At 62.4% G+C, this 13709-nt stretch carries 13 protein-coding genes; 8 read left to right on the forward strand and 5 right to left on the reverse strand.

The window, feature by feature from the left end; translation table 11 throughout:
• Positions 1-146 precede the first annotated feature (146 nt).
• From ACRTG1_RS01910 to ACRTG1_RS01930, 5 genes are all read right to left on the reverse strand, one after another.
• Complete coding sequence (locus ACRTG1_RS01910; RefSeq protein ID WP_432515657.1) at positions 147-1478, reverse strand: extracellular solute-binding protein; 1332 nt, start codon at positions 1476-1478, stop codon at positions 147-149.
• A 14-nt stretch (positions 1479-1492) separates the two neighbouring features.
• Positions 1493-2380, reverse strand: coding sequence for an ROK family protein (locus ACRTG1_RS01915; protein WP_224873305.1), 888 nt, complete (start codon positions 2378-2380; stop codon positions 1493-1495).
• Positions 2373-3059: an N-acetylmannosamine-6-phosphate 2-epimerase gene (locus tag ACRTG1_RS01920; protein WP_432515658.1), complete on the reverse strand. Its 687-nt coding sequence runs from the start codon at positions 3057-3059 to the stop codon at positions 2373-2375. Before ACRTG1_RS01920 ends, ACRTG1_RS01915 begins: the two co-directional genes overlap by 8 nt.
• Before the next feature lie 72 nt (positions 3060-3131).
• Entirely contained in the window at positions 3132-3881 is a 750-nt protein-coding gene (locus ACRTG1_RS01925; protein WP_317090178.1) for a GntR family transcriptional regulator, read from the reverse strand.
• Positions 3882-4035: 154 nt separating this feature from the next.
• Entirely contained in the window at positions 4036-5031 is a 996-nt protein-coding gene (locus ACRTG1_RS01930; RefSeq protein WP_432515768.1) for a LacI family DNA-binding transcriptional regulator, read from the reverse strand.
• 165 nt (positions 5032-5196) lie between these two features.
• Between ACRTG1_RS01930 and ACRTG1_RS01935 the strand changes: the two genes are divergently transcribed.
• From ACRTG1_RS01935 to ACRTG1_RS01970, 8 genes are all read left to right on the forward strand, one after another.
• Positions 5197-5988 (forward strand): 6-phosphogluconolactonase, encoded by a 792-nt coding sequence (locus tag ACRTG1_RS01935; protein WP_222474146.1) that lies wholly within the window; start codon positions 5197-5199, stop codon positions 5986-5988.
• On the forward strand, positions 5981-6751 hold the full coding sequence (locus ACRTG1_RS01940) for a sugar isomerase domain-containing protein (protein ID WP_432515659.1): 771 nt from the start codon (positions 5981-5983) through the stop codon (positions 6749-6751). Before ACRTG1_RS01935 ends, ACRTG1_RS01940 begins: the two co-directional genes overlap by 8 nt.
• A complete protein-coding gene (locus tag ACRTG1_RS01945; RefSeq protein WP_432515660.1) occupies positions 6748-7893 on the forward strand; it encodes an N-acetylglucosamine-6-phosphate deacetylase in 1146 nt (381 codons plus the stop codon). The genes ACRTG1_RS01940 and ACRTG1_RS01945 overlap by 4 nt, the downstream gene beginning before the upstream one ends.
• 2 nt (positions 7894-7895) lie before the next feature.
• A complete protein-coding gene (locus ACRTG1_RS01950; protein WP_432515661.1) occupies positions 7896-9158 on the forward strand; it encodes an alkaline ceramidase in 1263 nt (420 codons plus the stop codon).
• A 144-nt stretch (positions 9159-9302) separates the two neighbouring features.
• Positions 9303-10625 (forward strand): extracellular solute-binding protein, encoded by a 1323-nt coding sequence (locus ACRTG1_RS01955; RefSeq protein WP_432515662.1) that lies wholly within the window; start codon positions 9303-9305, stop codon positions 10623-10625.
• Between the two features lie 78 nt (positions 10626-10703).
• The gene (locus tag ACRTG1_RS01960) at positions 10704-11591 is read left to right on the forward strand and encodes a carbohydrate ABC transporter permease (protein WP_113156729.1); all 888 of its coding nucleotides are present in this window, start codon (positions 10704-10706) and stop codon (positions 11589-11591) included.
• The gene (locus ACRTG1_RS01965; RefSeq protein ID WP_432515663.1) at positions 11588-12469 is read left to right on the forward strand and encodes a carbohydrate ABC transporter permease; all 882 of its coding nucleotides are present in this window, start codon (positions 11588-11590) and stop codon (positions 12467-12469) included. Before ACRTG1_RS01960 ends, ACRTG1_RS01965 begins: the two co-directional genes overlap by 4 nt.
• Positions 12466-13707: a hypothetical protein gene (locus tag ACRTG1_RS01970; RefSeq protein WP_432515664.1), complete on the forward strand. Its 1242-nt coding sequence runs from the start codon at positions 12466-12468 to the stop codon at positions 13705-13707. The genes ACRTG1_RS01965 and ACRTG1_RS01970 overlap by 4 nt, the downstream gene beginning before the upstream one ends.
• Positions 13708-13709: the final 2 nt, after the last annotated feature.

Raw genomic sequence — 13709 nt, forward strand, 5'->3', positions numbered from 1 at the left:
CAGATCGGTTTGATGGTCGGCGCTGCCCCTCATCCGCCTGCCGGCGCCTTCTCCCCGCGCACGGGGAGAAGAAAGAAGTGGCAACGTCTACCTCCCATCCCTCCCGCGTGCGGGGAGAAGGGGAGGATGAGGGGCTGACGCCAGCTTTACTTCAGGAGATCCGCCATGCCCTTCTCAACATTGGCAAGTGCGGTATCGAGGTCCTGCTGGCCCGACCAGTAGCCCGTAAACTCCTTTGCCTGCAGCTCGTAGATGGCAAGCGCATTTGCCGATGCGCCACCATTCATCACGTAGCCATAAGCGCCGGCATATTCGCCAAGCTGCACCAAATCCGGCCGCTCTTCCGCCACTGCTGCGACAGCCTCGGCCGAGAGAGCCGGCGCACCGCCCGCACGGGCGTAGATGAGGGCTGCCTCTTCGGTGGAGAGCCATTTCAGGAAGGCTTTCGCACCGTCCTTGTTGCCGGCGCTCTTGTTGAGGCCAAGACCGAGACCATGGATATGCGTGGCCCGGCTTTCAGGCCCGGCGGGTGGAGCGATGGTGGCGGTCGCGTCACCCACTGCGGGTGATTTTTCCGCATTGGTGAGATCGGCGGCAGCCGCGTTCCACTGCACCATGGCGGCCACCTGCCCCGCCGCATAGGCGGCATTAGCTTCGGCAAACTCGTAGGAAAGCGAGTCGCGCGGCGTTGCGCCGGCGTCGTAGAGCATCTTGTAGAGCTCAAGCCCCTCGCGGAATGCATCCGAATTGACCGTGATGTTGCCTTCGGCATCCATCCAGTCACCACCATGGGAACGCGCGGTCGACTGCCACACCATGATGTTGAACAGCAGGTTCTTCATCTGCAGAACGGTGCCGTAGCGGGTCGGGCTGTCCGGGTTCACCGCCTTGGTGAAATAAAGCGCGGTGGCCGCATAATCGTCCCAGGTCCAGTCATCGGGGTTCTTGGGCTCAAGCGCCTCGCCCAGATGCTCCTTGCTGATTTCCGCGTAACGCGCTCTGGCGCCGTCATCGCTCATCAGCGCATCGATCAGGTCCTTGCGGTAATACATGAAATGCAGAGAAAGATCGGTCGGCACGCCATACTGCTTGCCATCGAACTGCATGGTCGAAAGAACGGCGTCGCCATAAAGCGCCTGCGCCCCGTCGGACAGTTCCACCGGCTCCATGAACGGCGCATAGCGGCCGATCGAATAGGTGGCGAGCAGGTTCAGATCGAACGCATCGGACCCTGCGGCGAGATCTGCCTGCAGCTTGTCCCAGAAACCGTCGCGGTTGAAGAACAGGAGTTCGACCTTGTTCTCATCGCTGACATCGTCCTTCGCGTTATAGGCTTCGGCTGCGGCGCGCAGCGCCGTTTCTTCAGGGCCGCCCGGCCAGCCGAGCACGGTGACCTCGGCGCTTGCCACGCCGGCCCACAGGCCCGCAGCAAAAACACTTCCTGCCAACATGGATGCAAATCGTGCAACAGGTCTCATATCCATTCTCCCATTCATTGTTTGACTTGGTTTTGTGTCATGTTTTGAAGTGCAAGATCGGCGATGCCCACAACACCGGCCCTCTCCCTCAGCCGGGCCGCCGCGAGCCGTGGCTTCAGCCGTTCCGAAACGTGATCCAGCTGCGCTTCAATGCGCGCGCGATACCCCGGGGCAAGCCCGATACCGCCGCCGATGACAATGCGGTCCGGGTCGAAGCTGAGCTGAATGTTGCGGCACAGAATGGCCACGCGCCGGGCCGAACGGTCGATGATTTCGTTCGCCCAGACCGCGCCCCTGGCCGCCGCGTCAAAAACGTCATGCGACGTTGCGCCCGGCTGATGCGCCGCCGCGGAAGCGGCGATGAAATTGCCCGAAACATGATCCTCCAGCGCGCTATCATCCCCGCCGGCGCCTTCGAAGTCCTGCCCCCGCAGGAGGCCGAAATGCCCGGCAAGTCCGGTTCTCAGCCGCCCATCCATGACGATGCCGCCACCAATGCCCGTGGAAACGGTCAGGAAGACGAGATTGCCCTCGGCTTCGCCGAAGCGATATTCGCCCCATGCAGCAGCCTGCGCATCATTGGCGGCGATGGCGGGCGCGCCGGAAAGCACGCCAACTGTTTTGAGCAGTGGAAAGCGGTCGGGAAAATCCAGCGTCCTGCGGTTGAGCGGGGACCAGAGCCCGTCATCCACGATGCCCGTTACGGCAACGCCGACACATCCATAAGCGCCCTTCCAGTGCTCGATCTGCGCAAAGAGCGCTTCGAGCCACTGGGCGGGCCCGCCCATATCGCGCGGGGTCGGCACTTTCAGGCTGTCGACAACGGTCTCTCCGCGCACGAGCGCGGCAAGCATCTTCGTGCCGCCAATGTCGAGCGCCAGAACCGTCTGAGCCTCACGCATTGCGCGCTCCCGCCTCGGCGTCCATATCGGCCCGGAACCAGGAGGTGACATGCTCGGGCCGCGTGATCGCGGAACCGACGACCACCAGCCGCGCCCCGGCCTTCAGCGCTTCGCCCGCATGACGCGGCAGGCGAATGCAGCCTTCCGCCACCACATGAGGCGTGAGCGCACGCATGGCGCTGATCAGTTCAAGGTCGGGCTCCGTGGGTTCCGGCCCTTCCGTGTAACCGGAGAGCGTGGAACCAACCATGTCGGCCCCTTCGTCAAGCGCCTGTCGGGCGTCGGAAACAATCGAGCAATCGGCCATGGCGAGCTTTCCCGCCGCGTGAATGCACCTGACCAGATCGGCCGTCGGCACGGGGCGCGTGCGCTGCGTGGCGTCATAGGCGATGACATCTGCGCCAGCTTCTGCAAGCGCCTCCACATCCTCGATCCACGGAGTGATGCGCACGGGCGACGTGTCCAGATCGCGCTTGATCAGGCCGATGATCGGCGCATCGGTGGCGGCCCGCACGGCTTTCACATAATCGGCAGATTCGATGCGCAGCCCCTCCGCGCCGCCGGCAAGCGCCGCCAGCGCAAAGGCAACGACGATGGGCGCTGTGTCCATCGGCCCGCCGGTGACCGGCTGGCAGGAGACGATCAGCCCGTTTTCGAGCGCTAGGATGCGGTTCGACACGCTTTCTCCTCCATCTGTGGAGGATATCATAGGCAGACAAAATACCAGATAACAACCAGTTTTGAACTGGTATTAGCGGTGCAGCTCGATGACGAAATCGTAGACATCGCCACGATATTTAGTTTCCGTGAACTCCACGATCTGCCCGTCTTCCAGAAAGCAGCGACGCTCCATCACCAGAAGGCTGGTCTGCGGCGGGGCTTCGAGAAGCCGTGACTCCTCCGGGGTGATCGGGGTCGATTGCATCCGCTGCACCGCACGCACCGGCATGGCCCCCCGGGCTTCCAGAGCCTGATAGAGGGAATCGCCCACCTCGGCGGGTCTCGGCAGAAAACGCAGAGGCAGCGTCGCCGTCTCGATCGCGATGGGCGTGTTGTCAGCGGTGCGGATGCGCCTCAAGCGCGCGACCTCATCGGCAACCGAGATGCCAAGCGCCATCATTTCCGTCGGCGAGGGACGCCCTGTTTCCTTGGAAATCCATATGCATCCGGGCTCCAGACCACGCGAACGCATATCCTCTGAAAAGCTCGTCATGGTGGAGAGAGATTTTTCCAGCCGTGACGACACCACCGTTTTTGCGCCGTGCCTGCGATGCAGCAGGCCATCCGCCTCCAGATCCTCAATGGCGCGGCGAATGGTGACGCGGGACATGGAGAGGGCAGCGCAAAGGGTGCGCTCGCTCGGGATAACGGCGCCGCGTTTCAGCCGCGACGAATGAATGGCTTCCGACAGCGCCATTTCGACCTGGCGATAGAGCGGCTCGGCTCCGTTTCCGCCGGCGATATGCCCCCGTATGAAATCGAGAAGTGCCGCTTCATTCATTCCGTTTTGCCTCGGTCATTGCGTCCGCTGCACATGATGACAAAATTTCTACAGGTTTTGAACTGGTATTATTTTATATGCTGCTTATTCAAGCCCGAGAGCCGCGCCGCGGTGTTCAGGATCGTCTAGAACGTATCTTTGAAAAATAGGTGCGTTACGGGGCATTGCCGGTCGTCGAGCGAATGATCAGATGCGTTTCCAGCACATAGGAGGCATCGCGCACCGCCTGTGATTCCAGCACTTCCAGCAACAGCGAAACTGCCAGTTTTCCAGCTTCTATGGAGCGGCTGGAAACGGTTGTGAGGCTCGGCACCGTCAATGGCCCCAGCGCATCGTCACAGCCGACCACCGAGAATTCGCCGGGCACGCTGACGCCGCGCTCGCCAAGGCCCGCCAGAATGCCCTGCGCCGTCACATCGTCGAAGGCAATCGCCGCCGTCGCGCCCTTTGCGAGGATGGCATCGACTGCCTGCAAACCGGCTTCGAAACTCGGGACACTGGCCGAGACGAAGCTCAGTTCAAGGCCAAGTTTCTTTGAGGCCCGACGCACGGCCGCGCGGCGCTGCTTGTTGGACCAGGATGTGGATGGACCGCTGACATAGACGATGTTGCGGTGCCCGAAATCGGCCAGATGCTGCGTCGCCTCGGCAATGCCGGTGCCACTGTCGATCAGCACTTTCGGGATGCCCTTCACATCGCGGTTGATCAGAACAAGAGGTCGCAAAAGCGCATGGGCCGCGATGCGTTCGTCCGAAAGCCGGGGCGATGCCAGGATGATGCCCTCGACCTGCCCGGAAAAACGACCGAGAAGCTGGTCCTCTTTTTCCGGATCTTCATCGGAGTTTCCGAGAAACACGCAAAAATCGGAGCGATCCGCCTCGACCTGGGCCGCGCGGATCATGGGCGGGAAAAACGGATTTGCGACATCCGGCACGATCAGCGCCAGATTGCCATAGCGCCCGGTGCTGAGCGCACGGGCCGTGTGATTTGGCACGTAACCGAGCTTGCCGGCAGCCGCCTTGATCCGCTCGACCGTCTCCGGACTCAGCATATCGGGCCGCGTGTAGGCGCGGGACACGCTTGAGCGCGCCACCCCGGCCTCCTTCGCCACCTGACTGATTGTGACGCCGCCTTTGCGCTCCGCTGCCACCGCCTGCCCTCGAACCTTGTGCTTTTCTGGCGACAAGATGCACCGCCGAGAGACGTCAGGCAACCGGTTGACATGCAACCGGTTGCACAGCATAGTGCCCGCATTCTTGTTCTACTCTGCCGCAAGGCCCCTGCGATCAGCGGGCGCAATCTTCGGAGACATGATTTGCAGCATAGCCAAGCCGCGCTCGAGCCAACTCCGCTCGTTGACCGAAAGATCGACAGGCTCACCGTAAAAACCTTTGCAGACCGCGACGCGATGGGGGCCGCGGCTGCCGCCGACATCGCCAAAGCGCTGCGCGAACGGCTGGCCAGCCAGAAGATTGTGCGCGTCATTTTCGCGTCCGCGCCGAGCCAGTCCTCGATGATCGAGCAGCTTCGCGCCATGCCCGACATCGACTGGTCGCGCGTGACCGCCTTTCACATGGATGAGTTCATCGGCCTTGCGCCGGATGCGCCCCAGCGCTTCGCGCACTGGCTGAACCGGCATATTTTCGATGCGCTTCCGCTGGCTGCCGCAAACCGGATCGACCCCGGTGCAGACCCGGACGCCGAAGCGCAACGCTACACCGCGCTGCTCAATGAAGCGCCCATCGACTTTGTGTGCCTCGGCATCGGCGTCAACGGCCATATCGCGTTCAATGATCCGCCCATCGCCGATTTTGAGGATCCGCTGGACGTCAAACTCGTGGAGCTCGACGCGGTCTGCCGCCAGCAGCAATATGATGATGGCGGCTTTGAGAGCCTTGATGCGGTGCCGCGCACCGCGCTGACGCTCACCATTCCACGGCTGTTGCGCGCCGACCGCATGTTCTGCATCGTGCCGGGCGCTCACAAGCGCGACGCCGTGCGAGGAACGCTGCACGGAGAGCGGACAACCGCTTGCCCGGCAAGCATTCTGCGCGAACATAAAAACTGCACACTCTATCTGGACAAAGAGGCCGACCCCGATGCCTGAGATCAACGCCGACGCGATCTGCGCAGACTATCTCGCAACGAGCCACGCGCTCATGCAGCGCATCCTTGTCGAAGAGCGTGACACTCTGAACAAGGCCGCCGAGCGCCTCGCCTCCCAGATCGAGGCAGACCGGCTTATCCACATCTTCGGCCCCGGCGGGCACTCCAATCTCGCCAGCCAGGAGGTGTTTTTCCGGGCCGGCGGCCTGATGCATATGAGCGCGATTCTCGATGAAGGCACGCTGCTATCCAACGGCGCATTGCGCTCCATGGCAATCGAACGCACGCCGGGCTATGGCCGCGTTGTCATTGCCGATGCCCGCCTTGGCGAGGGTGACGTACTGATCCTCGCAAACGCCTATGGCATCAACGCAGCCCTGATCGACGCCGCACTGGAGGCGAAGTCTCGCGGGGCGTTTCTTATCGGCGTCAGCTCGCGTGAACACGCCGAAAGCACGAGCCCGGATCACCCGGCGCGCCACCCGGAGAAGAAGAACCTGCATGATGTGGTCGACATCGCCATCGACACGAAAGTTCCGATCGGCGATGCGGTGGTCAGCCTGCCCAGCATGACCGAGAACATCTCCGCCATCTCCACTTTTGCCAATGCGTTCGCACTGAACTGCCTGGTGATCCGCACCGTTGCCAAACTGCTCGACCGTGGCGTCGAACCGCCGGTCTGGCGCAGCGGTAACGCACCGGGTGGCGATGAAGCAAACGCCCGCTTTCTGGCCCGCTTCCGCGACCGGGTTCGCGCGCTGTGAGCACGGAGAAGACCATAGCCGGGCGCGACCCCGTTACCGGAGGCAGCATCGCCATCACGATGCGCGACGGGCGGATCGCAGCCATTGCCGAGACGGGCTCGCAGGACGAAGCCTATCTCACGCCCGGCCTGGTCGACCTTCAGGTCAATGGTTATGCGGGCCTCGACCTGAACGACGGCGCGCTGACGCCGAAGCGTGTTTCCGAGCTTACCCGCATCATGGCCGGGCTCGGCGTGACCACCTATCTTCCAACCCTTGTGACCGGATCGCGCGAGCGGCTGCTTGATGGACTTGACGCCATCGCCACGGCGCGGCGCGAAGACGTTCTTTGCGCGCGCATGATCCCCGGCGTCCACATGGAAGGCCCGAGCATCGCACCGGAGGACGGGCCGCGCGGCGCGCATCCCGCAGAGCATGTGAGGCCGCCCTCCCTCGAAGAATTCGATGCGTGGCAAAAGGCGAGCGGCGGTCTTGTCCGCCTCGTGACCCTTGCACCCGAATATGAAGAGGCCCCGGCCTATATTCGCGCCATCACGGCGCAGGGCGTTCATGTCGCCATTGGGCATTCCTCTGCCACGCCCGAGCAGGTGCATGCGGCAGCCGAAGCCGGCGCACGGCTCTCGACACATCTTGGTAATGGCGCAGCCGCGCTCATGCCCCGCCATCCGAACCTGATCTGGGCGCAGCTCGCCGATGACCGGCTGACCGCGACGCTTATCGCCGATGGCCATCACCTGCCGGACGACACGTTCAAGACCATGCTGCGCGCCAAGGGGCTGGAACGCGCCCTTTTGGTTTCCGACAGCGTGGCGCTGGCCGGCATGGAGCCCGGCATCTACCGCCAGCCGATTGGCGGCGATGTCGAAGTGCGCGCCGACGGACGCGTGGGCATTGCCGGGACACCTTATCTGGCCGGGGCCGGCCTGCCCTTGATCGAGAACGTCCCGATTGCCATGCGCATGACCGGGCTTTCGCTGGCGCAGGCGCTGAGGCTCGCCACGGCCAATCCCGGCGCGTTTGTCGATGGTCGGGGCGTGATGAAGCTGAATGCGTCGGCCGATCTGATCCGCTTTTCCATTGACGGGAAAACCGGCTCCTTTGAGCTGAAAAACACGCTCGTTCACGGTGAAGAGGTGCTCTGAGCATGATCCGCGCAGGCGTCGCCACGGTAGACATCACACCACCCGCAGGCCTGCCGCTTTCCGGCTTTGCCGCCCGCACGCTGCCAGCTATTGGCGCGCATGACCCGCTGACGGTGCGTGCGCTGGCTGTCAACGATACAGTGATGGTGGTTGCCGATGTGATCGGCCTGCACGGAGACATGAGCGCGCGCATACGCCGCCGCTGCGTCCTTCCTGACGCGAATGTCATCATCAGCGCCCTGCACAATCATGGCGGCCCCGTCTCCATGGCCGGACGCCTGACGATTGAGACCGACGAGGCCTATCTGCAAAGGCTGGAAGACGCCTGTGTCGAAGCCGTCGATCTGGCTGTTGCCGCGCAAAGGCCTGCAATGCTCTCGGTCGGGCTCGGATCCGACCCCGACATTGCCCGCAATCGCCGCCACCCGGACGGTCCGGTGGATCGCGCCCTGCCGCTTCTGCGTGTGCGCGGCGAGAATGGCGACATGATTGCCTTGATGACGGGTTATGCCTGCCACCCCGTGGTGCTGGGCGCAGACAACAGACTGTGGACCGCCGACTATCCGCACTTTGTGCGCCGCGCACTGGAAACCGCTTATCCCGGAGCCACCGCCCTGTTTGTCACCGGATGCGTGGGCGACGCAAATACGGGCCACAGCGCGCACGCCTCGATCAGCCTTGCCGCAAACCCGGATCGCAGCTTTGCCGCCGCCGAGCGGATTGGCGCGGCGATTGCAAAGGCAGCGCTGGAAGCGCCTGAACAGCCACTTGACAGGGAGGTGACGGCGCTGGAAACGCAGGTTTCCCTGCCATTCAAGCGCCGTGAAACGGAGACGCCGGCGGAACTGGCAACACGATGGCGCGCTGAGCGAGCAGGGGCTGAACCCGCGCAGGTGGCGCTTCTGGATGCCTGGATCCACTGGGCCGAGACCATTGCGCGTGAGCCGGCAGACACCCTGTCGGGTCGGGTTTGCGTGTTCGACTGGGGTGGCTTGCCCGTGATTGGTCTGCCCGGAGAGATCTTTGCGGCGACCGCGCTCAGCCTGCGCGCCGCCTGTGGCGAACGTCCTGCCTTCATCGCCGGGTTTGCGGAAGACAATCCCGGCTATATCCCGCCAGGAGAAGAGTTTTCTTCCGGCGGGTATGAGGTGGACGAAGCCCATCGCTATTACGGACAACCGGCAAGTCTCGCACCCGGTTGCGCAGAAGCACTTGCTGGTGCGGCTGTTGAGCTTCTCAAGAAAATCAGGCCTGGCAGGGGTTAGAGGGAGATGCGGCCGGACCCTCGCAAAATGCGGGCCGGCCATATTGATGCAAAAGCAAGCCGGCTTGACGCGCAACCGGTTGCATGGCAATTTTTCATCGGGAACAAAATTGCAGTCTGCTCACGTCGAAAGGGAGAACAAAAGATGAGAGCGTACAGGTCCAGCACCCAGAAATCCGGCAGTTCCAGCTTCACCGCGCGCATCGCGGCCCTGTCGCTGACGGCGGCGATCACCGCTGTTTCCGGCTCCGCATTCGCCCAGACCATCAATGTCTGGAGCGGCTACCCCGAGATGGCGCCGTTCTATGAGCATGTGGCGGAATCGCTGAAAGAAAAGTACCCCGATCTCGAGGTCAACGTTGAAGCCATTGCGCTGCGCGAACACGAGAAGCGCATTGCGCTTGGCCTCACCTCCGGCTCCGCCGGCGTGACCGTGATCGAGCTCGCCGGTTCCACGGCCAGCCGCTACATCGAAAACGATCTTCTGCCGGCAGCGCCGGAAGCCGTGGCGGGCTTCGTCACCAACAAGGACAATTTCGGCGAGTTCTTCGTCGATGCCGCTTCCAAGAACGGAACCGTCTACGGCGTTCCGCTTTTCCGCGGTCAGGGCGCCCTCTTCTACAATATCGACATGTTCGAGGAAGCCGGCCTCAAAGAGCCGCCTCAGACCATGGAAGCCTATACGGATTACGCCGAGAAGCTGACCCAGCGCGACGAAGACGGCAAGGCGACCGTTTCGGGCTGGAGCCTGCGCCTTTCGGGCGGCGGACAGGGCATTGCGGAAAAATTCTGGATCAACCTGTTCCAGTATGGCGGCTCGGTCATTGAAGAGGTGAGCGACGGCAAATGGCAGGCGAACTACGCCAACGAGGCTGGCCGCAAGGCGGTCAAGCAGTATCTCGAGAACGTGCATGTCCTGAAGACCGTGACGCCTGAAATGCCGGCAGACGCCGAGGCTTTCGAGCGCGGTCAGACGGCCATGTTCATCCGCGAGTCCTGGGTCATCGCCGACATTGCTGCCAAGTCGCCCGACCTGAACTACGCAACCGCGCCGCTGCCGGTCGGCTCCATCGCCCTGCCGGCCAATCTCTATGTGAACTCCGTCGAAGGTGAAGACGCAGAGGCCGCATGGGCTTATGTGCAGGCCGCCAACGATCCGGAAAACCTTGTCTGGCTTCTGGACAATGTCGGCTGGCTGCCCAACCGTTCGGGCGTCGACTACGGCGTCGTCACGGAGAAGGTTCCCGCCTATGGCGCGTTCGTCGATTACCCGGCTGACTACAAGTTCTTCACCCTGCCGGCCATTGGTCCGATCGAAGAGGTGCTGACGCGCCTCGCCGCCCAGCTGACCAACGCCTATGGCGATGCCTCGCTGGCCGAAGACGACGCTGCAATCGACGCGATGCTCGCCAAGGCAGCCGAAGAGACCAACAACATCCTGAAGCGCGAAGGCCTTCTCGCCGAGTAGGCGCTTCATCGATACCCTCATCCCGGAAGCGGCGTCCGCGCCGTTTCCGGTCAGTGACTTCAGGCGGACGGGAACACAATGCTGCAACAAAAGCGATGGCGCTTTGCCATTCTGGCAATCCTACCGACTCTGGCGATTTTTGCCTGGGTGCGCATGTACCCAATCGTCGAGACATTGCGGCTGAGCCTGCATCAGTGGAACATCCTATCGAAGAACAAACCGTTCGTCGGCCTGGCCAACTTCCGTGAGCTCTTTCACGATCAGCTCTTTCTGAATGCCCTGACCAACACGTCGATCATCGCTTTCGGCGTGGTCATTCTCACGGTGCCCACCGCCATGGTGATCGCCGGACTCATCCACCACCGTACGCATTCGCGCTTCTCCGGCTTCTACGAAACATCGGTCTTCATTCCGCATGTGGTGTCGCTGGTGCCGGCGGCAATGGCCTGGAAATGGATTTTCGACGCCAAGCTCGGCCCACTCAACGCTCTGCTCGAATTTTTTGGAATTCCGGCGCAGGCCTGGCTTTTCGATCCCGTTCTTTCGGTGATCTGCATCATTATTCTGTGTTCCTGGCAGGCGCTCGGCTATGCCGTGCTGATCTATCTGGTCGGCTTCAAGAACCTTCCGGTCTCTCTCTTTGAAGCGGCCAAGCTTGATGGCGCATCCGGCGTGCAGCGCTTCTGGTTTGTCTCGGTGCCGATGCTGAAGCCCATCACGCTCTATGTTTCAGTCGTCACGCTGATCTCGGCCTTCAATGTCTATGCGCAGGCCTTCGTTCTTGCCTCGGACTCACAGGGCGCGCCGGGCAGACAGGTTCGGGTTCTGGTGCTCGACATGCTCGAAAACAGCTTCCGCAATTACCGCGTCGGCTATGCGGCGTCCGAGGCCGTGGTGCTTCTCTCCATCGTTCTCGTTCTGACGCTTATCCAGTTCGGCCTGCTCAGGGAAAAGGGGCGGAAATGACACAGACCATCGCCGCCTCCAGCGCGCACCCGAAAGCCGGCGGGCGCATGAGAACCAAGGGCAAGCTCATCGACTTTGCCATCGATGTGTTCCTGTTCTGCTTCTCCATCCTGATGATCCTGCCGCTGGTGTTCCTCGTTTCGAACGCCTTCAAGACGCCGCAGGAAATGCTCGCCTGGCCGCCGCGCCTGATCCCGTCCGATCCAACGCTGGAGAATTTCCGCTCGGTGCTGGCGGACACACCGCTGCCGCTCTGGATCTTCAACAGCGTCGCCTTCTCCACCCTTTCCATGGTGGCGATTGTGATCACCTCGGCCATCGCCGGTTATGTGCTGGCCAAGTTTCCGTTCCGCTCACTCAACATCATCTTCATGTTGATCCTCGCCACGGCTATCGTGCCTTTCGAGGTGTACATGATCCCGCTCTATTTCCAGGCGCAGGCGCTGGGCGTCCTCAATTCCCTCTGGGGTCTGCTGCTTGGCTATCTGGTCATGAGCTTCGGCATCTTCCTGGTTCGCCAGAACGTGATGCACTCCATTCCAGACGAATTGCTTGAGGCAGCGCGCATTGATGGGGCCGGCGAGTTCTGGATCTTCTGGAAGATCGTGCTGCCGCTGCTGCGAGGCGCGCTCGGGGCGCTCGCCGTTCTCGCCTTCTTCCAGGCATGGACCTCCTTCGCCTGGCCGATGATCGTGACGACGACACGCGACAGCTACACGATCGAGGTTGGCCTCGCCCTCTTCCAGACCGGCTTTACGGTCGATCTTGGCCGGTTGAGCGCAGCGTCTGCGGCCGTGCTCGTGCCCTCCATCACCCTGTTCGTGATCCTGCGCCGCAACTTCGTGCAGGGCGTCGCCAGCACGGGGATGAAGGAATGACCGCCGAGAACGCCTTCTTTCAGGAAGCAGCCACCCGCTACGCATCGGCAAATGCCGGAACGCTTGAGTGGATGCTGGACCGCCCCGCGCTCAGGGCGGGCTTCCTGAACACCAAGATGAACAGCCTGACCCTTGCCGATTATGGCGAGGCCGACGGGCTGCGCGGGCCGGACTACACCTATGGCTGGATTCAGGGGCGTGGTCTTGAAGCGCTTGTGAGCCAGGCCGCGTTTTTCGAGACCCGTGACGCAGCGCTTTCTCAGCGCCTTGATGAGGCCGGGCGCGCACTCTTTGGGCTCCTGAAAGAGCTGCGGGGGCGTGATGGCCATGCCTATTTCCGCTACGATGCCGGGCTTCGGCCTGTCCGCGCGGCAGACGATAGTGCGGTGACTGCCCAGGAACCGGCAGGAGACGTGTTCACCTATTCCGACGCATTCACCGCCAAGGGGCTGGTGGCTGCAGCTTCGCGCTATGCCCCCGAAGAGCTGCCACAACATCTGCGCTATCTCGCCGATGTGATTGCGGCAATCGAGGATGGCCGCTTCCAGATGGGTGAGGAAAAGCCTCTGGGCGGCGAAGCGCTGGCCTGCGAACTGGATGATTTCGGGCCGCGCATGATTCTGCTCGGCGCTGCCGGCATGCTGGAACGCTGCGGCCTCTCGGACCACACCGCCTATGCGCAGCGTTTCATCGATCATGTCATCGAGTACCATCTAGACGAGACAACCGGATTGCTGCGCAATGTGCCCGGCGGCGATGACTGCAATGTCGGACACGGGATCGAGTTTGCGGGCTTTGCGCTGGACCACGCGCCCGTTCGAAACAACCCGGCGCTGGTCGCCACGCTGGAGCGCATCCTGATCGCTTCATTTCGGGCAAGCTTCGCCGAATGCGGGTTGCATCTGACCGTTTCGGTTTCTTCCGGCAAAAAGCTCACCCCTTACCGGCCATGGTGGTCGCTGCCGGAAACCATCCGCACCGCCGCGCTCTGCCATCAGCTCACCGGCAGCGCCGACAGCCTCGCCATCTGGCAGCAGGCGGACAGCGCATTCTTTGAATATTACTGGCGCGGTGCGCCGGCCATTGCCTACCAGACCCGGACGGCGGATGGCCCCACCGACTATGTGCCCGCCACGCCAGATCTGGACCCCGGATATCACACCGGTCTGAGCCTTCTTGCCGCAATCCGCGTTGCAGAGGCTCTTTCAACGTCACACCCCGCTTACGCCTCGAGGTAACC

Origin of the sequence: Nitratireductor sp. PBL-C9, from assembly GCF_050877045.1 — a bacterium.
Lineage (GTDB): Bacteria > Pseudomonadota > Alphaproteobacteria > Rhizobiales > Rhizobiaceae > Nitratireductor > Nitratireductor aquimarinus.